The sequence below is a fragment of the Haloferax sp. ATCC BAA-644 genome (assembly GCF_000336975.1).
GTDB classification, from domain to species: Archaea; Halobacteriota; Halobacteria; order Halobacteriales; family Haloferacaceae; genus Haloferax; species Haloferax volcanii.
Window position 1 is genome coordinate 1 of the sequence record NZ_AOLF01000002.1, and the last position, 22803, is coordinate 22803.

The window sequence follows — 22803 nt, forward strand, 5'->3', positions numbered from 1 at the left end:
CTGCCCACCCATGAATTGTGGAAACGGTCAACTCTCATTTTGAATGTGTGAAACCACTTTTCAATCAGGTTTCGGTCTGTGTAGTCAATCCGACCGTTCAATCCTAATCGAGAGAATGCAGTCCGGTACCCGAAGGCATCGGCCAGAAACACCGTCTCTGAACAGTCGTGTTTCTCACAGACTCCGTGGAGAAACGCAGCCGCCGGATCAGTTCCATGACGCTTGAACAGCGCGGCGTCAAGAATCACTTTTGTGTCAAGGTCTATTGCAGCGTACAACCAAGACCACTTGCCGTTGATTTTGACAGCGGTCTCGTCGACCGCGACCCGCCTCGGGGTCGCCTTCGGCGGGTCTGAGACGCTGTCAGCCAGCCGATGTACCCACTGAAAAACTGCTTGAAACGAGCGCTCTACGCCGAGTAGCCGAAGAATTGCTTCTGTCTCTCTGAGTGAAAGACCGGCAGCATGGAGTCGGACGGCGAACGCCCTTACGGGCGTCGCCGTCCGCTCACGCTGCCAACATTCAAGCGTAGCGGTGTCCAAACTCTCCTTGAGCAGGTCTGAGAGTAGCATAGATCACTCACTCTTCGACCTGTTCGTTCCTTAACTAGACGGTGCCNGTAGCGGTGTCCAAACTCTCCTTGAGCAGGTCTGAGAGTAGCATAGATCACTCACTCTTCGACCTGTTCGTTCCTTAACTAGACGGTGCCATCAGGACATACATTACAGTTCTCTGACTGCTTCTGCCGGCACCCCCGCGACGACGGTGTTGGCAGGCACGTCGTTCGTCACTACGGCACCGGCGGCTACGACCGAATTTTCACCGATCCTTACGTCGGGCAATATCGTCGCACCGGCACCGATCCACGCATTGCGTTCGACAACTACCTCCCCTGGCACCATCGTCTTTCGATGATCCGGGTCCACAGGATGACTTTCGGACGTGATATTCACCCTCGCACTAATCATGACTTCATCCTCGATGGTGATACCCCCCAGGTCAAGGAACGAGCAGGCGTGATTGATGAACACATTGCGTCCTAAGCTGGTATGTTTTCCAACGTTGATGTGAAACGGCGGAAAAATCGTGGTGCTCTCGTCGACTTCTTCGCCGATTATCTCCCCGACGTAGTGCCGTATCTCGTCGACGTCTGTCGCTGCATTCAGCTTCTTCGTCAAGCGTATCGTTCGATTGACTTCCTCGGAGACCTTCGCATACTCCGGGTCGTCCAGTGGGACCGGCTCACCGGCTCTCAACCGATCGAAGATACCTCTCGGTCGGACCCGGACCGTCGCGGACCGGGCACGTTCGCTGATCATCGAGTCAAGGTACGGGCTGCCTTCGTACTTCGCGCGGTACGCTTCGTCAATGTGGTCTTTCAACACCTCGTCCTCTACAGACTCGAACGAGACTTCCTTCGTCATCCCGGCCGTCTCGATCTGCCCGGCGGTTTCCCGAACGGCAGCCTGGTACCAACTCGAATCCTGACCATTGTAGGCGCGCACGTAGAGTTCGCCCTCTACAGCGACGCTCCAGATCCGTGTTGGTGTGCCGTAGGTTTCACCGTCCTCACGGAACGGTGCAATATGCAAATCATCGGACTCGGTAATCTCGCTTAGTTCGTCTTCTGGCCATCGATTCATCGTTGACAGCTCCTCGAAATTGATGGAAGCATACTCGGATTCGGTCTCAGTCGTAGTGGCGTTGGAATAACTATCTCACACCCAGTCGTACATACTCTGTGAGTTAGCGGGTGTGTGGCGCTCTATTCGTCGATCTTGACCATAACCTTGACTGCCTCGCGCTCGTCCATCGCCTCGTAGCCCTCTGAAACATTGTCGAGTCCGACCGTCTTTGTGAAGATGGGTGACGGATCAAGCGTCCCCTGGAGAACATCCTCCATGAGTTCCTCAGCGTAGTTCCGAACGTTCGCCGGCCCCCCAGTAAACGAAGCGTTCTTGAAGAACAACTGCTCAACGAAGTCGGCGTTGTCAAGGTGTGGGACACCGACGTAACCGATGTTCCCACCAGGACGGACCACTTGCGCAGCGGTCTCAAGCGATGATGCGGCACCGACGCATTCGAGGACGTGGTTCGCGCCACCGTAAGTGAGCTCCTGCGCTTCCTCGATCGCATCTTGTCCACGAGCGGCGACGGTTTCGGTCGCACCGAACTCTCGAGCGAGTTGGAGACGGTCTTCGTGATGACCCATTGCGATGATACGCTCGGCGCCGAGTCGTCTCGCCGCAAGAACGCCACAGAGGCCGACTGCACCGTCACCGACGACGATGGCTGTGTCACCCGCTTCCACATTCGCACTAACGGCGGCATGGTGTCCCGTTGCCATCACGTCCGTGAGCGGGAGAAGCGATTCGAGAACGTCTTCGTCGTCGGCATACCGATCGGGGACGCGAACGAGTGTACCGTTGGCGAACGGGACACGCAGTTTCTCGGCCTGTGCGCCTGTCGTGCCGTGTGGGCCTAAGAACTCCGCGTTTACACAGGCAGAGTGGAGCCCCTTGCGACAGAACTCACACTCTCCGCAGCTGATTGAAAACGGAGCGAAAACCCGATCGCCCGGCTGGACGTGGCGGACTTCCTCACCGACCTCCTCGACGATACCCATCGGTTCGTGGCCGACGAGAGAGCCCTCATCGTGCTCCTCGGCGCCGCGGTAGAACCAGAGGTCCGATCCGCAGACGGCAGTATGTGTTATTCTGATGACAGCATCGGTCGGTTGTTCAATCTGGGGGCTGTCTTTTTCTTCGATTCGAATATCGCCCGGTCCGTGATAAACTGCTGCTTTCATCGTTCGTACGTCGTTAGTGCCTGAAGCTATCTAAATCAAACCCTATCTGAACAGGATCTTTAAGTCGTTGTGTGAACTTGTCGGTGCAGACTCTAGTCCGAATTGGAGAACAGTACGAGAGATCACCGGCACAAGCTGTGCTCCGCTAGCTGATACAGCAGGAAAGCGTGTTTGCCATACCGAAAGCTGTGAACCAGCAGCACCAAGAAGAGAATATTAACCTCTTCAACTTCGAATTAACTGCCGCCGAGATGAACGCTATATTCGAACTCTAAGGTGAGAGTGGCTTAATCCCAGATGGTCCTTGCCGTTTGTACGTCCGACTGAAGCCGCCTCTACAGAGAAAACAAGGCGAGTGCCTCGGGGGTTGACCCCGAGGCAGTTCACTTGACAGACGGGAGCAATTTTACAAGCTCAACGGGTGGGATGAAGGGTGACTGGATGGAGAATTCGACAGTAACTGTCATTGCGTGAAATCACACTATGTTCGTTAATAGAAGTGGTGCACTCCCTCCATTCACTCCAATAGTATAGCCTTGACTTTTCAGCCTACAAGGCTTCCCTCGAGATGCTGATTTGGTGTGGTACCGTAGACACAACCACCACATCATACGCACCCAGCGTCCGTCCTCCGATCACAATATCTTTCGTTGGCACATCTATTTCGAACGTACTACTAGTGAAGTTCGTGATCCACGTCAGACCATCACGTTCATTGAGTCTAACTCCATCCGGAAGCCGGGAGGTGAATTCGATTCGACCACGGGATAGCAAGTCAGTCACGAGTTCGTCAAGCAGTTCTGATTCCGGCCAGACACCACAGTACGTTACTGAGCCGTCGCCACGGTTCGTCCGGGTAACTGCCGGACGTCCAGCTCCCGGACCGGAGGTGTGCATCGCGACGACTGTCGTCTGTGGGTCGGGGTCAAGCCACTCCGCCCAGATCGTGGCAGCGTACTCATCGCCATCAACGTCCACGGTTAGTGTGATATCTTCCGGGAAGCTCTCGTGTTGGTCAACAACGAACCCGGTGAGGTCCGCAAGTGGACCCGGTGCAAGTTCCTCGTGCAACTGATTGGCCGGTGTCTTCACACCAGATCGTGCTCCGACGAGTAACTGACCACCTTGCTCGACGAATTGAGTAAGACGGTCAGCAAGTTTGGTATCGACGAGGTGAAGCCCAGGTGCGACGACGGCGTCGTAGTCCTCCAGCGGGGTGTCCGGATGGACGACATCAACCTGAACACCGCGGGCTCTGAGTGCACGATAGTAACATCGGAGGTGTTCCCAATAATCGAACTCAGGGGCGTGGGGCTGTGCACCGATAGCCCACCAATTGTCATAGTCATGGAAGAGCGCAACAGAGGCGTCAATGTGGCCAGCATCAACTGCGCTGAGTTCCTCAGCTGCAGTTCTCGCATCGCTGTAACCGCGGTCCAGCGACCCGTCTTGTTTCAGGAGCCCAGCGTGGTACTGTTCTTGTCCCTCTAGACATCGCCGCCAGCGGAAGTACAGGACTGCGTCAGCTCCGTGGCTAACGGCGTGGTGTGCCCAGAGTCGCATCGCACCGTTGCCTGGTTGTGGGCAGTGAGACGGCCAGTTAACGTCGCCAGGTTGTTGCTCCATCACCCAAAAGGGAGCATCATTTGTCGCCCGACAGAGGTCGTGATTCAGGCCGACTTGGTCGGGGTCACCCGCGCGGAGTTCGTCCATTGATGGATCGCCCGCGCGGCGGTCCTGCACGAACCCTGTCGGATACGAGTCCCACGAAACCAAGTCCAAATCAGTACTGACCTTGTGCATGTCGAGCGTCTCGAAATCCCCCATGAAGTTGTGCGTCACAAACCAGTCGCCATGCTCGCGGATAATATCGGCGTGGAGACGGTTGTAGTCGACGACGCTATCGGTCGCAAAGCGGTAGTAGTCCAGTAGACGCGAGGGGTGGTGGTCTGCCGGCGTCGGTCGCGGTGGGTCGACGGCTTCGAAAGAAGTGTACTGTTGACTCCAAAACGTCGTTCCCCACTGTTCGTTGAGGTCGTCAACGTCGTCGTACTTCGCCGCGAGCCATTCAGAAAAGGCGGAGGAGCAATCCTCACAGTAACACCGGACCGTCTCATGACAACCAAACTCGTTGTCGGTCTGCCAGCCGACAACAGCCGGGTGGTCCGCGTAGTGGGCCGCCATCGATGAGACGATACGCCGCGTCTCCGCTCGGTACCGGGAGGAGTTGAAACAGTAGTGTCGCCGCGAGCCGAAGTTCCGAGGAGTCCCGTCGGCGTCGGCCTGCAGAATTTCGGGGTAATCATCGACGAGCCACTTCGGTGGCGTTGCCGTTGGTGTACAGAGGACGACTTTCAAGCCGTGGTCTGCCAGTAGGTCGACCGCCTCGTCAAGCCACGAGAAGTCGAGGTTCCCGGGTGTCGGTTCGATGACCCCCCACGAGAACTCAGCCAGACGAACGTACTCAATGCCGGCCTCAGCCATCTGCCGTGCGTCAGATTTCCACTGTTCGCGTGGCCAATGTTCTGGAAAGTAGCAAACACCAATTGACATCTTCTGTGATATGAGATGTGGCACCACGATAAAACCCCGGTCAGCCAGGTAACCTTAGTCACCAGTTCGACAAGGGTAATAACTATTGAATGACCTCCGGTGTTGGAAACATACAACCTCTTCCAGTCATGCGTCATACACCTGTTCTACACACTGCTAGGGCTCAAGCGAGATCTATCACGTCCCGCACCGACTGATCGGGGTCGCCCGTCGGAACGAACTCACAACCAACGTATCCGTCGTACCCCGTATCGTCAATCGCGTTGAATATGTTCTCGACGTTGAGCTCGCCAGTCCCCGGTTGATGGCGCCCTGGTACGTCAGCGAGATGGAAGTGCCCGATAGAATTTATGTGGTTAGTGAGCGTCGCGATAATGTTGCCTTCAGAGATCTGCTGGTGATATAGGTCGTACAGCAACTTCACGTTCGGAGACCTGACGGCATCGATGATCTCGAACCCTTCGTAGCTTGTCGTAAGAAAGTAGCCGGGATGATCGACAGCCGTATTCAGTGGCTCGACGACGAGTGTAACGTCGACAGACTCGGCGGTTGGCCCAACTTCCGAGAGGACGTTGATGATGTTCTGGCGCTGCGTATTCCGGTCGAGACCCCTTTGATCCGGGCCAGTCGTGACAATGAGCGTCGAACAGCCTAATCGATTAGCGGTGGTGATCGATTCCTTGATAGTATCAATTGCATCTTCAGCGACTGCCGGATCAGTAAGCACTCCCCCAGCAGTACAGGCGGCGAGTGGAATGTCTGCGTCTTCAACCGCAGTCGTAACCGTGTCAAGATCTTTCTCACGCCAGCCCCAGAACTCAACCGCATCAGCGCCCACTTCAGCGGCCCGTCGGATCCGGTCAGGAAACGGCCCATTGTAGACCATCTCGACGCAGACAGACACGTTAACCATCTATCTCACCCATTGTCTCAGGACTGAAGACAGTAGTCTCTATACTCACGTGGAACAGGTCGTTTGATTCAGTATCTCTGCTGAGCGCTGTAACTGTATACGCCATCATAGACATTGTCGAGCAACTAGGTGATAGTGATTCCGCTCCCGTGAATGGGCACACCTCGTGGATTACTGAAGTACGAACCGGATCTCGAAAAACCCGGCACATAGTATAACAGTCGCAAGTATTGTCGAAGGGGTTAGTTCCCTAGTGACTGAAAAGTACGTTATGTTGCTTCCTCACGGAAGCGCCGCCGGCCAAGCGTTACAGTTCCGATGAGGAATCAACTGCGCCTCTCAGAGGGGCTGAACGCTTGGTCAGCATCAACCATTTGTACGACTGGACTCGTTCTTGAGTCCAAGTGGTGCCACCATCACAAGAAGTTATGTCGGTCCACCCGGAGTCTTAGATGTATCCATGAGTGAAGCCTCGGTTTACCAGCGAATCGTCAATCCTGGACTCATCGCCATCGTACGTGGCATCGACTCATCTGTCGCTCCCGACGTCGTCCGCGCAATCGCGGACGGTGGCGTCAACGCGATCGAGATTACAGCCAACACGCCGGGCGCGGTCGACATGATTCGGGAGATCTCCAACAGCGTCGATGATGTCGCTATCGGTGCCGGGACGGTTCTCGACCCGGAGACTGCACGGGCCGTCCAACTCGCCGGTGCCGAGTTCGTCGTCACCCCAACGGTGAACACGGACGTCATCGAGACCTGCAACCGGTACGACACGCCTATTGCGACGGGCGTGATGACGCCAACCGAGGCGCTCACCGCGACAGAGGCCGGCGCAGACTTCTGTAAACTATTCCCTGCGTCAGCTGTCGGCCCCAAGCAAATAAGTGCGATAAACGGGCCACTCCCGCAAGTCCCGCAGATACCGACGGGTGGCGTCTCGACCGACAACGCGGCAGCGTTCTTCGAAGCCGGCGCGGTTGCGCTCGGCGTCGGCAGTTCCATCGTCGACGGTGAGGCCATCGCCGCGGGCGACTTTAGTACGCTGACCGACGCAGCCAGCGAGTTCGTTGCAATCGCCGAGGAGTACCGATGACACCCGACCTCGTCACCTTCGGCGAGACGATGCTTCGGCTGAGTCCACCTGCGGGCGAACGGTTGGAAACGGCGACGGAACTCGACTTCCGAACGGCGGGGGCAGAGAGCAACGTTGCCATTGCGGCGGCACGACTCGGCACCGACGCCTGCTGGCTCTCAAAGCTCCCGGACTCGGCGCTCGGCCGCCGCGTGACGAACGAAATCCAAACCCACGGTGTTGACCCCCGAGTTGCGTGGAGTACGTCGTCACGCCAAGGAACATACTATATCGAGCAGGGAGCAGCACCCCGACCGACAACGGTCATCTACGACCGGGCCGACGCAGCCATCACCACCGCCGAGTCGGACGACCTCGATCGGGATGCGATTCGTAACGCCGACGTGTTCTACACGAGCGGTATCACTCCCGCACTCTCGGAGACGCTCGAAGCGACGACGGCCGAACTACTCGCTGACGCACAGTCGGCGGGAACGACGACCGCGTTCGACCTCAACTACCGGGGAAAGCTCTGGTCGCCGGCTGAAGCGAAGGCAACGTGTGAGTCATTCTTTTCTGATGTCGATATTCTCGTCGCGGCCGAGCGCGACATCCGCCACGTCCTCGACCGCGAAGGCGACGCTCGAGCACTCGCCGGAGGGCTAGTAGACGACTTCGGTTTCGAGACAGTAATCGTCACTCGTGGTGACGAGGGTGCGCTTGCCCTCAACGACGGAACGGTGTACGACCAACCGGCGTTCGAGACGGAGACGGTGGACGCGATTGGCACCGGTGATGCGTTCGTCGGCGCATACCTCTCACGACACATCGCCGGCGACACCGTCGGCGACGCGCTCTGCTACGCCGCGGCGACTGCCGCACTCAAACGAACCATCGAAGGCGACCTCGCAGTCGTGACGCCGGCAGAAGTCGAACGGGTTGTAGAAAACAGGGGAGGCGGTATCGCGCGGTAGGTCGGTTGGGGCGCAGTGACCGCTAGTAACGCTCTTTGTATTCGAGGTAGGTGTGATCCTGCATGACCGCAGTCCGACCGCCGTCAACGAGGAGACTTGTCCCAGTCACAAACGACGCCTCATCGCTGGTCAGAAAGGCTACTGTCGCGGCAACGTCCTCGGGGACGCCGATTCGACCGACTGGGTGGATTGCCTCAACACGCTCGCGGTCGTCTGCGCTCAACTCCGCTTGCGTGCGTTCGACCTCGACCCATCCCGGATTGACGGTGTTGACGGTGATCCCGAGAGGACCGAGTTCGAGCGCAAGTGCACGCGTCATCCCGTTGATGCCCGCCTTGACAGCATTGTAGGGAAACAACCCAGGCATCGTCAAGAAGGCGTGGTTCGAGGACATGTTGACGATTGACCCACCTACAGGCATGTGTTCGGCGGCGTGTTTGGCGCACAACCAGAACGAACGGAAATCAGTCTCGAGGACGAATTTCCAGTCTTCCATCGTCGCTTCAGCCGCCGTCGTCTCCGTTTGGACGCCGGCGTTGTTGACGAGCACATCGAGGCGTCCGTAACGGTCTACAGTCTCTTCGATTAGTGCTTCGATTGCCGCAGGATCGCGCATGTCGGCCTCGACGAACATCGATTCGCCACCGAGTTCACGGATAGCATTGACTGTCTCTTGGCCGTTGTCAGCCGAGCGCCCGTTGACGACGACGGTCGCACCCTCTCGGGCGAGGCGCTTAGCGACACCTGCACCGATACCTTTCGTCGACCCCGTTACGATGGCGACTCGACCCTCGTGTCGGTGTGTGTCTACCATTCAGCGACACTCCCATCGTCGTGTCGCCAGACAGGATTGTGCCAATCGACGTCGATTTCGGCGCGCTCGCGAACGTAGTCGATGTCGATGTCAACGCCGAGGCCCGGCCCGTCAGGGAGATCAACGTAGCCGTCATCGTAGTCGAAGACCGAGGGGTCTTCGAGGTAGTCCAGTACATCGTTGCTCTCGTTGTAGTGGATATCGAGGCTCTGTTCTTGGATGAGCGCGTTTGGCGCGATGGCGTCAACTTGGAGACAGGAGGCGAGCGCAAGCGGACCGAGTGGGCAGTGTGGTGCCATCGCCACGTCGTACGCCTCAGCCATCGCTGCGATTTTCTTCACTTCGGTGATGCCGCCCGCGTGTGACAGATCTGGCTGGATAACGTCGACTGACTGATCCTCGAAGACGTGTTTGTAGTCCCACCGTGAATACATCCGTTCGCCTGTTGCGATGGGTGTCGACGTCTGCGCCGCAATCTCTGGGAGCGCGTCGTTGTGCTCGGGGAGAACCGGTTCCTCGATGAAGAACGGCTCGTGTGGTTCGAGCGCCTTCGCCAGTCGCTTGGCCATCGGCTTCGTGACTCGCCCGTGGAAGTCGACGCCGATGTCGATCTCAGGACCGACCGCCTCCCGAACAGTCCGGAGTCGATCGACGGCGTCGGCGACAGCACTCGGGTTGTCCACTCGGCGAATTTCTGGCGTCGCATTCATCTTGAGCGCCGTGAACCCAGCATCAACTTTCTCCGCGGCAGCGTCGCCGACGGCGGCGGGCCGATCGCCACCCACCCACTGATAGACGCGGACACGGTCCCGAACCGGACCTCCGAGGAGTTCGTACACCGGTGCGTCGAACTGCTTGCCCTTGATGTCCCACAACGCTTGGTCGATGCCGGCAATTGCGGACATTAAAACTGGACCACCGCGATAGAAGCCACCACGGTACATCGTCTGCCAGTGGTCTCCGATTCGGCTCGGGTCCTCGCCGAGCAGATACGTCTCCATGAGTTCCTCGACGGCGGCCCGAACGGAGTGTGACCGGCCTTCGACGACCGGTTCACCCCAGCCGACGATGCCGTCGCTCGTTTCGATACGGAGGAACAGCCACCGCGGCGGTACCTCGAACAACTCGTAGTTAGTGATTCGTGTCATAGTGTGTCTCGGAATGTCGGTATGTATTGTCTGGCTCGTCGAATGCGTGGCGAAAACGGATTACATCCCTTTCATCCCACCGCTGGCAAGCCCCTCGACGATGTAACTCTGGACGAACGCGAACAGGACGACCACAGGAACGATGGTAATCGTCGCGGCCGTCAGCAGCAGTTCCCACGCGACCGTGTTCTGCGACTGGAACAACTGGAGGCCAAACGGAAGCGTACGCGTTGCGGCCGTCTGCGACAGGATGGAGACGAGCAGGTAGTCGTTCCACGAGAGGATAAACGTGTAGAACCCCGCAACGGCGATGCCGGGGAGCGACAGCGGGACGATAATACGCCACAGGATATCCAGACGTGAACAGCCGTCCATCTTCGCTGCCTCGTCGAGCGAGGTCGGGATGTCGTCGAAGTAGCCCTTCAACAGCCAAGTACCCAGCGGAATCCCACCGACAGAGTGTGCAATGACAATGCCGAGATATGAGTCGATGAGGTTCAGCGAGAACATCAGTAGGAAAAACGGGATGAGGATGAGCACCAGCGGCAGCATCTGTGTCGCGAGGAACGACAGCAGAATCGACTGCCGACCGGGGAACTCGAATCTGCTCAGTGAGTACGCCGCCAACGTCCCGACAACGAGCGTCAGGGCGGTCGTCGAAACCGCGATGACGACTGAGTTAACGAAGTAGCCCTGGAATGCACCCGTCTGCAGTACGATGAGGTAGTTCTGGATGGTGAAGTCACCGAGCGACGGGATAAGTTGTGTCGAGTAGAGGAACTCTTGGGACGTGAACGTCACGAGCAGCATGTACGCCACCGGCAACAGAAGGAAAATAAAGTAGAGGCCGAGGACGGCGTACACGCCAGCGAGACGGCGCGGCGACATATCGTCAGCTAGCCACGCGTCGAAGCGTTGGGTCAGCGAACGGTTCGAAGACGAGTGTGTGGGTGAGTCAGTTGCCATTGGTCTGTTCGGTTAATCGCGAGCCTCCAGCCTCACGTACACGACGGTGAAGGCCATCATGATGATGAGCATCACGAGTGCCATGCTCGCCCCGTACCCGAGGGCGTACTGTTCGAACGCCTGCTTGTAGATGTACGTCGCCATCACCTCGGTGTTCCCGAGCGGCCCGCCGCCGGTCGAGAGATAGACGATGTCGAAGTTGTTGAACGTGAAGATGACGTGCAGCACGATCATAATCATCGACACGTACGATATCTGCGGGAGGGTGATGTACCGGAAGGCTTGCAACGGTCCCGCGCCATCGAGCCGGGCAGCCTCGTATTGGGTCTCAGGGATGGACTTCATCGCCGCCATGAGCGCGATGGCATAGAACGGAACGTTACGCCACACGTGCATCACGACGATGAGCGGGAACGCGACACCTGGCCGGCCGAACCAGTACGTCGTCTCCATACCCAACTTCGCGAGGACGATGTTGGCCGGGCCGAAGTCGGGTTGGACGAGAAAGCGGAAGATGATGACCATCACGATGCCGGGAAGCACCCAGGTGATCATCGAGGCGCTACGGAAGAAGCCAGCTCCGGGCACCTTCTCTTTGAGCGCCAGCGCTAATCCCAACCCAAGTAGGTACTGTAGCGAGACAGCGACAGCCGTCAACAGGACCGTGTGCCAGAGTGCCGACCTGAACGTCGCGTCGGACAGCATTTGCCCGAAGTTTCCGAGGCCGACGAACGTCATCTGCTCGGGGTTCAAAAGTGACACTTCGAAGAACGCCAGTTGGATTCCCCGAAGCGTCGGATAGACGATGATGACGCCGAGCATAATCACGGCCGGGAGCACCATAGCGTAGCCCAACCACGTGTCCGAGGCGAACTGCTTGAACTCCTCTACGTACGGCGAAAGTGGGCTCGACGAGATGTCTTGTGCGGCCATGGCGTTCTACAGTTCGCTTTCGAGTGCCGTTAGCTCTTCGTGGAGTTGCGTTCCGGCCTTGTATGGGTCGGTCTTACCGTAGGAGACCTCCTGCATGAGACGGTAGAACGGCTCGCGGACGGGGCCCCATCCGACCTTCGCGAGTGCGCGGCCGGTCTCGAACACGTCGACGAACGGTTCCCAGTTCTCGTTGTCGATGGTCGATTCAACCTCGTCGTGAACGGGTGTCATCGCGTTTCCTGGAGCGTCCTCACCCATCGCGTTCATCGTGTCAGGACTGGCGAACGTGGCGATAACATCCCACGCGGCATCCTTCTGTTCGCTGTGTGAATTCATCATTATCGGTTTGACTTCGAGGAAGGTCCCCCTCGAGCCGCTGTCACCGTAAGGGAGGTGACCGACACCGGTGTTCTCGTTGAGGAGCGTGGTCGTCGCCTCGGTATCGTTGATGTTGGTCCCAGTCGTCCAGCTACGGAGCCACGTCCCGCACTCGATGAAGGCGAACTGGCCGTTGAGGTAGCCGGGGTCATTGACCTGCCATCCCGTCCCGAGTTGGTCTGGGTTACCGAGCGGTTCGTCGGCCGCCCACACTTGGTAGTACCAGTTGTCGAATATCTGACCGAGCGTATCGGCGTCGATATTCAACGCCCACGCGTCACCCTCGAGAACGTAGAGCTGGTCCGTGTGTTGGTAGACGTGTGACATCCACTCTTGGAACGCCCGGACGCTGCCATCCTTCGTACAGTTGTGGTAGGCCTGAACGCCGTCGACTTCCTTGTTGATGAGTCGGCCAATCTCCTGAAACTCCTGAGCGGTCTCTGGTGGCTCCTGACCCAGTTCTTCGAGAATGTCCATCCGGTAGATGAGTGCCCGGCCGTTGCCCATGTACGGAAGGCCGTAGAGCTTCCCTTGATACCGCATCGCGTCGAGCGCAGAGTCGACGAAGCCGTCGAAGTAATCCAGTTCTTCGACACGGTCGTCAAGCGGTTCGAGGTGTCCGGCCTTGATATACTCCGTCAGGTGAGCGAGGACCCCCTCAATGACATCGGGATCACCGGTCCGAGCACCCGTGAGGAACTTCTGTCGGAGGTCTTCGTATGAGAACCGCCCGATAGTCAGCGGTGCGTCACCTCGGGCGTTGTAATTCTCTTTGAACGCGTCCTTCCAGATTGGTGGAGAGTCGTCGTTGGGGAACGTGTACTCCCAAAAGAGCACCTCTTTTGTAGCCCCTGCTCCACTACTGTTACTTTGATCGGTTGCGGTGTCCCCATCCCCCCCGCCGAGTTGTCTGTCGCCTCCGCTGTTACCGCCACCCGTACATCCCGCGAGTGCGACGCCTGCGCCGATACTGAGGTTTTTCACGAGTGAACGTCTGCTCAAACTGGATGAGTTACTCTCTGTCATGGGGTAAACCCTACACCACACATTAGACCACCATTATTTATAATTTACTAATGGCCACATTATCGGCAGCGGCGTTAACTACCCTATCGGTGAAGAAGAGGTTTGGTCTGGACTACGACGCTTCGCTAGCCAAGTTGACTACAGGTGGATATCCTGCACCGTCACTCGGCACCGACCTCAACGCTACCAACGTTGTTGAGGCCAACGAGCGCGTCGATGTCACTGGACTCTGGCGGTTCACGGTTCCGGAGTGTCTCGCCCGTCTTCCCGTCGAAGAGGTGAATCCGGTCCTGTGGGAATTGAACGGTGAGCTGCCTACCTGGTTCGATAACGATGTCGCCTTCCAGCGTCGCAGTATACTGCTCGCCGTCGATTTGGAGGTAGACGTAGGTGACGTCACCCAGCGGTTCGGTTACCTCCACCGCCGGTGATAACGCGTTGTGTGTGTCGGCTGGTACCGCTTCGATATCTTCAGGGCGGATACCAAGGGTGAACTGACCCTCCGAACGTCCGATATCTGTGTATACGTCGTCGTCCAACTCGTAGCTAAAAGCGTCGTGAACGAGCGTCGGTGTCTCGCCGCTCGTGTCGAGTTCGACATCGAAGAAGTTCATCGAGGGTGAACCGATGAAGCCGGCGACGAACTGGTTCTCTGGCTGGTGGTAGCATTCCAACGGAGTCCCAATCTGCTGGAGTTCACCGTCGTTGAGCACGGCGATGCGGTCAGACATGGTCATCGCTTCGGTCTGGTCGTGTGTGACGTAGATGGTCGTCACGTCGAACTCTTGCTGAATCTTCTGGAGTTCTGTCCGCATCGTCGTTCGGAGTTTCGCGTCGAGGTTCGAGAGCGGTTCGTCCATCAGGAACACTTCTGGTTCGCGGACGATAGCACGACCGAGCGCGACGCGTTGTTGCTGTCCACCGGAGAGTTCACCCGGTGTCTTACCGAGTAGGTCACCGATACCCATCATCTCAGCTGCCTCGTGTACCCGCTCTCGAATCTCGTCTTTCGAGAGGTCAGTCGTCATCTTTAGACCGAACGACATGTTCTCCTCTGCGGTCATGTGCGGGTACAACGCGTAGTTCTGGAACACCATCGCCATGTTCCTCGCCTTAGGCTTTTTATCAGTAACTGTCTCGCCGTCAAGTACCAACTCACCGGATGTTGGTGTTTCGAGCCCTGCGATACATCGAAGTGTCGTGGACTTCCCACAGCCAGAAGGCCCAACGAGAACGATGAACTCGCCATCTTCGATCTCCACATCAAAGTCGTCGACAGCAACGATGTCTCCACTATTGTCGTGGAACACCTTCTTGAGGTGCTGAACGTCTAGCTTACCCATGTCACGACCAAGATTGTTATTCGTGTTAAATCTTGCTCTCGCAGAGATTCGTTCGTTGAGGCCTCTCGGCAAGACTGAGAGCAAACTCGGAGCAGTCGGGCAACTTCAGAGGACGGCCGCTAAAGCTGTAGCGAGTCGACTCAACAGCAGAACTCGTCTCCAAGAGATTCTATGGTATATGAAATCATTTTGGTTGCCAACAGTCCACTCGTGGGGATGTGCCACCTGTGTCCATCTCCGGTCGATATTGACGACATTAGAATTTTCATACATCATGAAATCAAGACAGAGATCGTTTCGAAGACAGCTCTGTTGGAGGGGTCGAGACGAAAGACAATTCAACAGAAGTGGGGTCAGTAGTCCTGATACCCGGGGTTGGAGACCGGATCGATAGTCGGGTCTTCACCTTCGACATCACGGATATACTCAAGCAATCGGTCTCTGAGCCGTTCGAAGACAGCTCTGTACTCGGGCCGACCGACGAGGTTGACCTGTTCAGCGGGGTCACGCGCGAGGTTGTATAGGTATCTCTCAACGTAGTGGTCGCTCGACTTCTCTGCTTTGCCCCCGCGCCATCCGGTCAACGTCGGTGCGGAAACTCCCAGTTTCCAGCGATCCGTTCGGATTGCTCGGCCGATTTCCGAGCCACTGAGCTGGATGAACGCCTCACCCATTCTGGGGTGGTCGTCGTCGAGTAAGCTGTGGCCGTGCATCGACTCGGGAACGTCATTGCCAGCGGCGTCGAGAATCGTCGGTGCCCAGTCAACAAGGCTGACGGTCTGCTCGACGACGCGTCCAGCATCGATTCCCGGTCCATGAAGGACAGCCGGGACATGGACTGATGCATCATGGCAGGTGCGCTTATACTCACCGGGGCGACTACGGAAATGACACCCATGATCAGATGTGAATGCAACTATCGTCTCGTCACGAGCACCTGTGCGTGCAAGCGTATCAGTAAGTCGGCCAATACACTCGTCTATACGTTCGACTGCGCCGTAATAGTCCGGCAGTTCGTTGAACCAGTTTCCTGGCCGGTCACGGAGATCCGGCGGAACATACGGGTTGTTTCTATAGCGTTCTGCGTATCTCTCGGGGGCGACGAACGTCTGTTGATCGTTCTGGTCGTGTGGCTCCAAGAAGCCGACCATCAAGAAGAATGGTTCCGAAAGCGTCTCGATTGCGTCAATAGCGAAGTCAGCGAAGGCGTCCGCACGGTACTTATCGAACGTCACAGGCTCGCCGTTCTCGTCGAACAGCATCCCTTCCGTAGGCTGAGTCATGAACTCGGGAACATCAGCACCGATCCAGAAGTCCTCGTAGCCACCACGGTGGGACGCTGGCACCGGTTCGTCAAATGTCCCCGCCAGATGCCATGACCCGACGAAACCCGTCTCGTACCCGTTCTCAGCGAAGTAGTGTGCGAGCGTTCGTTCCCCGTCAGCAAGTGGAAGTGAGTGACGCCAAACGCCCGTCTCAGTTGCATATCGACCAGTATGAATAACCGATTGCGACGAACCACAGACCGGCTGTGGAGTAACTGCGTTGTCGAATCGAAGACCCTCGGCAGCGAGTTGATCGATGTTCGGTGTGAGATCCATCGGTGAACCGTGCGCACCAACTGTGTCCCACCGGTGTTGATCGGTCACGATCATGAGGACGTTCGGTCGGTCAATCGAATCATCAGTCATACTTCTGCTTTCGCTAGTTGGTATTATATATGTGTGGGCGCGGTCAGAACCGTGTTCGAACCAGAAATTACGAGCATAGGGGTGTAATCTTGTTAGACTATCTGAACCGTAGTTTACTCTCGATAGAACTCACCGTACTCCCGAGCAAGTTCTTGAACTCGGACATGTCTGTTGTGTCCGCATTAGGGTCGACCGGCTTTTTGATACCCACCGCACAAATAGCTTCGTCGTCATCGTCCGTAACCGGAGCGGCGACCGCATGCCACTCTTCGAACTGCTCGCGACGCGAATGGGCAGCCCGTCTATCCCGCACAGACTGTAGCTCTGACTGGAGTTCCTCCGGATCCGAGATAGTGAACGGTGTCAGCGCCGGTAGTGACCGATTTTCCAACCACGACTCAACAGTCTCTGTCGGTTGATAGGCGAGAATTACTTTTCCCCCAGCGGTAGCGTGGAGGTGTGCTCGCTCACCCTCTTGGTGTGGCGGAGCCGTCGCACCCGAGGGGACAATCTGTGTGAGGTAGACACCAAACCCGTGTTCTGGAACCATGAGCGTCGTCACACCTCCAGTCGTCTCGGCTAAACTTTCGAGTGAATCGTAGGTCTGGTTATAGAGATTTCGCTGGGTGCGGGCAGCAATACCTAGTTCAAGAAACCCCAGACCGAGACGGTACTCAGATCCATCTTTGTCGACATACTGGATCGATTGAAGCGTGTTGAGATGTTTGTAAACGGTCCCCGAGGCGAGCCCTAACTCTTCGACGAGTTGTTGGACTGTGGCACCGTCGCGGCGTTTTAGAGCCTCAATGATGCGGAAACTCGTAACCGTCGTCGTCGCTAGATATCCGTCGTCTTGGGCCACGTCAAAGCGGTTGGTTGTCATAGTTCGACTCACGGTATCGTCACACATAGATGTTTTCATGATACGTGAAATAGCGTCACGAAAAGTGTTATCGGCATTTCACGGCCTTCAATCCACAAAGCCCGAAGAGGAACCAATCCTACACGATTTATAGTAGATAATAATTTCACGGATCATGAAAATGAGACTCCCACAACCCGTTGTGTCGAGGCAGGGGCCGCACGCTAAGGCCCATTGGGACACACTCAGACAGTACGTGTGCTACATTTCACCACACGCGTCCCTAAGCCTAGATAAGTCGGAGTAGAATTGAGGGTGGTACGGCGAAATACTTATAACAAACCAAGAGACACGTAGTAGCAATGCCAAAGATTGCCCTAATCGGAGCTGGGAGTATGGTATTTGCAAAGAAACTCATCGGCGACATCCTCTCGTTCGACGAGTTGTCTGACAGCCATATCGCGTTGATGGACATCGACAAACATCGGCTCACACAGACGCAGCGTGTCGCTGAGGCGATGGTGGAAAACGAAGGACTCGAGACGACTGTCTCAGCGACACTTGACAGACGCGAAGCCCTTGAAGACGCGGACTACGTCCTCAACATGATCAACGTTGGTGGGACTGAGCCCTTCGAAAACGAGATCCGGATCCCGGAGAAATACGGAGTGAAGCAAGCAATCGGTGACACGACTGGACCGGGTGGAATCTTCCGTGGCCTTCGGACGATTCCGACAATCCTCGGCCTCGCGGACGACATGGAAGAGCTGTGTCCCGATGCCCTTCTACTCAACTATACGAACCCAATGGCCATCCTCTGTAAGGCTGTCTTTGACGCGACTGACATCGAGGTCGTTGGTCTCTGTCATTCCGTCCCACACACCGCTGAGGCGATCGCAGAGTACACGGAAACGCCACAGGACGAACTCGAGTACTGGGTTGCCGGCATCAACCACATGGCTTGGTTCCTCACCTGCGAACACGACGGAGAGAGTCTTTATCCGGCACTCAAAGAGGCCTACGACGACGAAGAGACGTACCGCAAGGACACGGTCCGTTTCGAGATGATGAAGCACTTCGGCGCGTTCCCCACGGAATCAAGCCATCACATGAGTGAGTACCTCCCGTACATCCGAACAGACGATGCACTTATCGAGGAGATGTCCGGGACGAACTTCGCCGAACGGATGCCAACCGCGACATACCTAGAGGGATGGCTTGCGCGGTCCGAAGAGCGCGACGATCCCGAACTGGACGTCGATCTCAACGAGGTTAGTGTCGAACGTTCCGAGGAATACGCGTCCCGGCTCATCCATTCGTTGGAAACGGGAACTCAGCGCCGGTTCAACCTCAACGTGTCCAACGAATCGAACGCCATCGAAAACCTTCCTGCAGACGCCTGTGTGGAAGTTCCGGTCTTTGTCGACGGTACCGGCCTTCACCCAGCCTCGATTGGAGAGTTGCCGACACAACTTGCCGCTCTAGACCGCCAGCACTCTGCAATCTACGAACTGGCGGTGGAAGGTGCCTTAGAGGGTAACCGCGAGAAAGTCCACCAAGCAGTAAAGCTCGATCCTCTGTCAAGCGCCGCTTGTTCACTAGACGAACTACACGAGATGACCGAAGAACTCATCGAGGCAAACGCAGATTACATCCCGACCCTGGAGTGGCCGAGTAAACAAAACCCGGAGAAAGTAGTCCCCGCAGATGACTAATCGAAACACAGCGTGAGTCAGAGACGGTACACCGCAACCCGTACAGTATTCCGCTTGGTGGAGCGTGTTATCTCCACACATCGGTTCTGGTTTAGGCCACAGTCCGTTGAAGTGGACTTCAGTCGACAATGTGAACCACAGTCCGTCGTTCGTCGGTCTGATTGACTGGCTTCGACAGGTCAACCGCTGCAGGTTGACCTGCCGAGGTCGATGGAACAACGGATGTGGTGATCCATTTTGTGAAGGAGGCTACGCGCTCGAAGATGTTCTACTCTCCCATGAGTCATGAGAGGATAGTTAAATATCTACACAAATAGAAGTGTATAATTTATACAAGAATGTCGGGATCAGGATACATCATATATGTTATCTAATAGAACAATCTAGGAAACTTAACTGATAAAATAGCCATAGTTAGAAATAATATTGACTATTAACAATCATACAGCAACAAGAATTCCTGAATAGCAGACTATATTCACATAAAGCTCAATTACTGAATTGGGTGGGACTCCAATAGTTTGTTATCGGAACGTCAATATAATTGTATATATTTTGAAATACTCTGCACATTTCACTCAACGGAAGCTCAACTCACATTGGATCTTATACGCAGTCAGAGACGACGACACCAGGACTCGAATCGCCGACAATGGGGACCTATACGACGAAAAAAGTCTTGCGTCAGGTAGAGATCGAAAACTTACAGCGCCGGTATGCGCTCTCAACGTAATCTCGTCGATGCCTTTGGTTACCACATGCTACTGTTTGGTCATGAGTCGCTCTTACGCAAAGCTACGGAAACGGTGGAGGGTGAAGCAATCGATGAGTGCGAACAGTGACGCGCCGATCCTGTTCAAGGACCGAACGCAGCCGAAGGTGTGAGCGGCCTGTTCCAAGCCCTGCTTGGACAGGCCGTGGAACTTCCGCAGCCACGGGTGCAGGAGTGACCACAGACACTCAACCTGATTGATGTGGACGCCGTCCGGCGAAACGTACCGTTCCTCGTGGATGACTGTCCGGTGGTCGTACTCCATCCAGCGATACGCTTGGAGTCCATCAGTCCAGACCACTCCCAGTGGCTGGGAGAGGTCTTCAGCCTCCTCAATTACTGGGCCAAGATCACCCTCGTAGCGAATTCCTTTCTTCGCGCGAATGACAGTGAGTTCGTCGCGGCAGGCCGCGACGAGCGTTAGTTGATCACCGTGACGCCCCTGCCATCGAGTGCGTCCTCTTCGAAACGACCCGCCGCGGCCCGGACGGGTTCGCGGCGGGTCTTGGCCCTTGTATCCTGAGCAGACTTTGCCGCTCTCATCGATTTGTAATGGACCGCTGTGCGGCCGTTTAAGACGGTTCCAGACAATTGGGAAGCCGCGCTCGAGCGCGGCTTCCAGGTCACGAATTGCTGTGTGAATCGTGTTGTACGCGCGGTCAAGCACAATCGCGATTTGATTGATGCCGAGCAAGGTATCTGCGTAGAGAATGAACGCGAGAAGGACCTCGCCTGCGGGGAGGTCCTTCTCGCTGAAGGGTGTGCCGTAGGTGTAGGCGGGTTTGAACTGGCAGCTGCGACACCAGACACGGTCAGGGTGCTCCCACGTTCTGATCATCCGATTTCCGCAGCGAGGGCACGGTGTGTGCTCCCAGAGTTGCTTGAGTCGCCGCTCGACGAGGGCGTCGAGCGGCTCGGTCCGAAGCTCTAAGATACCGTCGTCGATTAGGTTTCCAAGCATTCCGCCGAAGGTTGGCTGGATTGTAGACATACTCGCCATACGTCGGCGGAATGCACTGACTTTTCCGTAGCTTTGCGTAAGAGCGTCGATAAATAACGGGTAGTCTATTAGGGGCCTGTTCGAGGCGAAATAATCACAACAAGATGATCTTTCTTCGCTAAATCCAAACGTACAGAAGCACTGGCCAGTTATTCATGCCCGACGACTGGCATCGGTTCATAGGGTTCCTCGAGATACTCGAGATCGGAATCGGAGAGATCGACATCGAGCGCCTCGACAGCATCTTCTAGGTGCTCGACGCTCGTTGTGCCGACGATTGGGGCATCGACGACGTCTTGGTGGAGTACCCAGGCTAGCGAGATTTGTGCCATCTTCACTCCCTTCTCCGAAGCGAGTTCCTCAACGCGCTCGTTGATCTCACGGCCACCGTACTCGAGGTACCCGTGCTGGTCGGCGTACACGTCGGACTCCCCGCGCGTCGTCGATTTCATCTCTTCGTGTGGTCGCGTGAGTCGACCGCGGGCCAGCGGGGACCATGGGGTGACACCGACGTTCTTCTGCTCGCACATCGGGAGCATCTCGCGCTCCTCCTCGCGGTAGAGTAGGTTGTAGTGGTTCTGCATCGTTGTGAACTGTTCCACACCGAGCGAATCACTCACGTGGAGCGCCTCGGCGAACTGATGTGCCCACATCGAGGATGCGCCGATATAGCGTACCTGCCCGCGACGGACGGCGTCGTCGAGTGCACGTAACGTCTGCTCAATTGGGGTTTGAGGATCCCACCGGTGAATTTGGTAGAGGTCTACCGACTCCATGCCGAGACGGTCGAGAGAGTGCTGTAGTTCCTGCTCGATCGTCTTTCGCGAGAGACCGGACGCGTTCGGATGGGGGTCATCTTCATCCGAGAACGTATTCGTCGGTAGGAAAACCTTTGTGGCGACGACCTGTTCGTCGCGGTCGTAGTCGTCGAGGACGTTTCCGAGGATCCGCTCAGATTCGCCCATCGAGTAGGCGTTCGCGGTATCGAAGAAGTTAATCCCGAGATCGATGGCGCGCTCGATGATCTCGCTCGACTTCTCTTCATTCAGAATCCAGTCGTGTACATCGTTCTGGGTCCCGAAACTCATGCCCCCGAGGCAGATGCGACTGACTTCCATTCCGGTCGAACCAAGCGTCGTGTATTCCATGAGACATCCAAACGAAAGAGGGCTACCGGCTTGATTCCGATGTTATTTAGAAAACTAATTTATATGCCTCTGTGCGTCGATTGTCTCGGAAAGGAGTTGACGCTCACCGCGACGAAGAAGATTCGACATCGCCGGCTGAGAAATATCCAAGTCCTCAGCGAGTTGTTCGGCGGTAACCTGACGCGGTCGTTCGTAATACCCCCCAGAGAAGGCGAGTGTTAGCGCTTCGTGCTGTCGCTTAGTCAATCCATAGGGTGGGTTATCGTCTGAGTGCGCCGATGTCTGGGTCAGAGAGAGGATTTCCACGTCGATATCGTTCTCCTCGCACGTCGTCCGAAACGCGGTGAATTCAGCGTAATCCTTGAACAGTTCTTCTTTGTGCCATCCCTCACCAGTGACGCGTATCGAGTCCATCACCGCGCCATTGGTGTTCCTGTCAAACGCGGTCGCGAGCGTCTCGTCGAGTTCGACGGAAAGCTTAAATATCGCTTTGCTACTCGATTGTCCAAGCAGCGTCGCCTCTATGACTTCATCAAGCGCCAAGAGGTCATCTTCGGAGATGCCTTCCTCGGCACGTGTCTGGATGATGAATAGCTGTAGACCCGGTTGGAGACTGAGGCCCTGCATGCTTTCGATCTCCGCAGATCGACTATAGTCCGCGATGTTAACGAGAGGAAGCG

Annotated in this window: 19 protein-coding genes; 3 read left to right on the forward strand and 16 right to left on the reverse strand. The window is 56.4% G+C overall.

Annotated elements, in window-relative coordinates:
- From C458_RS17670 to C458_RS01555, 5 genes are all read right to left on the reverse strand, one after another.
- On the reverse strand, positions 1-572 hold a 572-nt coding region (locus tag C458_RS17670), incomplete at its 3' end, for an IS6 family transposase (protein ID WP_008572615.1).
- A 150-nt stretch (positions 573-722) separates the two neighbouring features.
- Positions 723-1643, reverse strand: a complete 921-nt coding sequence (locus tag C458_RS01540; RefSeq protein WP_008572618.1) for a DUF2255 family protein — start codon at positions 1641-1643, stop codon at positions 723-725.
- 122 nt (positions 1644-1765) lie between these two features.
- Positions 1766-2809, reverse strand: coding sequence for a zinc-dependent alcohol dehydrogenase family protein (locus C458_RS01545; protein WP_049897110.1), 1044 nt, complete (start codon positions 2807-2809; stop codon positions 1766-1768).
- Between the two features lie 549 nt (positions 2810-3358).
- The gene (locus C458_RS01550) at positions 3359-5362 is read right to left on the reverse strand and encodes a beta-galactosidase (protein WP_081603293.1); all 2004 of its coding nucleotides are present in this window, start codon (positions 5360-5362) and stop codon (positions 3359-3361) included.
- 163 nt (positions 5363-5525) lie between these two features.
- Positions 5526-6275, reverse strand: coding sequence for a hydroxypyruvate isomerase family protein (locus C458_RS01555; protein WP_008572628.1), 750 nt, complete (start codon positions 6273-6275; stop codon positions 5526-5528).
- Positions 6276-6735: 460 nt separating this feature from the next.
- Here C458_RS01555 and C458_RS01560 point away from each other — a divergent pair, with 460 nt between their 5' ends.
- The gene (locus tag C458_RS01560; protein WP_008572630.1) at positions 6736-7374 is read left to right on the forward strand and encodes a bifunctional 4-hydroxy-2-oxoglutarate aldolase/2-dehydro-3-deoxy-phosphogluconate aldolase; all 639 of its coding nucleotides are present in this window, start codon (positions 6736-6738) and stop codon (positions 7372-7374) included.
- The gene (gene kdgK1 / locus C458_RS01565) at positions 7371-8327 is read left to right on the forward strand and encodes a bifunctional 2-dehydro-3-deoxygluconokinase/2-dehydro-3-deoxygalactonokinase (RefSeq protein WP_008572632.1); all 957 of its coding nucleotides are present in this window, start codon (positions 7371-7373) and stop codon (positions 8325-8327) included. Before C458_RS01560 ends, kdgK1 begins: the two co-directional genes overlap by 4 nt.
- Positions 8328-8349: 22 nt before the next feature.
- Here the strand turns inward: kdgK1 and C458_RS01570 are convergent, their stop codons facing one another.
- The 8 genes from C458_RS01570 to C458_RS01605 all read right to left on the reverse strand — a co-directional run bounded on the left by C458_RS01570 (position 8350) and on the right by C458_RS01605 (position 17509).
- Positions 8350-9141: an SDR family NAD(P)-dependent oxidoreductase gene (locus C458_RS01570; protein ID WP_008572634.1), complete on the reverse strand. Its 792-nt coding sequence runs from the start codon at positions 9139-9141 to the stop codon at positions 8350-8352.
- Positions 9135-10289 (reverse strand): galactonate dehydratase, encoded by a 1155-nt coding sequence (dgoD, locus tag C458_RS01575; RefSeq protein ID WP_008572636.1) that lies wholly within the window; start codon positions 10287-10289, stop codon positions 9135-9137. Before dgoD ends, C458_RS01570 begins: the two co-directional genes overlap by 7 nt.
- 60 nt (positions 10290-10349) lie before the next feature.
- Positions 10350-11177, reverse strand: coding sequence for a carbohydrate ABC transporter permease (locus tag C458_RS01580; RefSeq protein WP_008572637.1), 828 nt, complete (start codon positions 11175-11177; stop codon positions 10350-10352).
- A gap of 90 nt (positions 11178-11267) precedes the next feature.
- Positions 11268-12188, reverse strand: a complete 921-nt coding sequence (locus C458_RS01585; RefSeq protein WP_008572640.1) for a carbohydrate ABC transporter permease — start codon at positions 12186-12188, stop codon at positions 11268-11270.
- A 6-nt stretch (positions 12189-12194) separates the two neighbouring features.
- On the reverse strand, positions 12195-13592 hold the full coding sequence (locus C458_RS01590) for an extracellular solute-binding protein (protein WP_239638801.1): 1398 nt from the start codon (positions 13590-13592) through the stop codon (positions 12195-12197).
- 161 nt (positions 13593-13753) lie between these two features.
- Positions 13754-14935, reverse strand: a complete 1182-nt coding sequence (locus tag C458_RS01595) for an ABC transporter ATP-binding protein (RefSeq protein ID WP_008572645.1) — start codon at positions 14933-14935, stop codon at positions 13754-13756.
- Positions 14936-15288: 353 nt separating this feature from the next.
- Positions 15289-16626, reverse strand: coding sequence for a sulfatase-like hydrolase/transferase (locus C458_RS01600; RefSeq protein ID WP_192815220.1), 1338 nt, complete (start codon positions 16624-16626; stop codon positions 15289-15291).
- Positions 16627-16723: 97 nt separating this feature from the next.
- Entirely contained in the window at positions 16724-17509 is a 786-nt protein-coding gene (locus C458_RS01605; RefSeq protein WP_008572648.1) for an IclR family transcriptional regulator, read from the reverse strand.
- Between the two features lie 341 nt (positions 17510-17850).
- Here C458_RS01605 and melA point away from each other — a divergent pair, with 341 nt between their 5' ends.
- A complete protein-coding gene (gene melA, locus C458_RS01610) occupies positions 17851-19203 on the forward strand; it encodes an alpha-galactosidase (protein WP_008578696.1) in 1353 nt (450 codons plus the stop codon).
- A 785-nt stretch (positions 19204-19988) separates the two neighbouring features.
- Here melA and C458_RS01615 read toward each other — a convergent pair.
- The 3 genes from C458_RS01615 to C458_RS01625 form a co-directional block, all read right to left on the reverse strand.
- Positions 19989-20966, reverse strand: coding sequence for an IS1595-like element ISHals2 family transposase (locus C458_RS01615; RefSeq protein ID WP_049897114.1), 978 nt, complete (start codon positions 20964-20966; stop codon positions 19989-19991).
- Between the two features lie 158 nt (positions 20967-21124).
- On the reverse strand, positions 21125-22123 hold the full coding sequence (locus C458_RS01620; protein ID WP_008572655.1) for an aldo/keto reductase: 999 nt from the start codon (positions 22121-22123) through the stop codon (positions 21125-21127).
- 54 nt (positions 22124-22177) lie between these two features.
- Positions 22178-22750, reverse strand: coding sequence for a helix-turn-helix domain-containing protein (locus tag C458_RS01625; protein ID WP_008572657.1), 573 nt, complete (start codon positions 22748-22750; stop codon positions 22178-22180).
- Positions 22751-22803 lie beyond the last annotated feature (53 nt).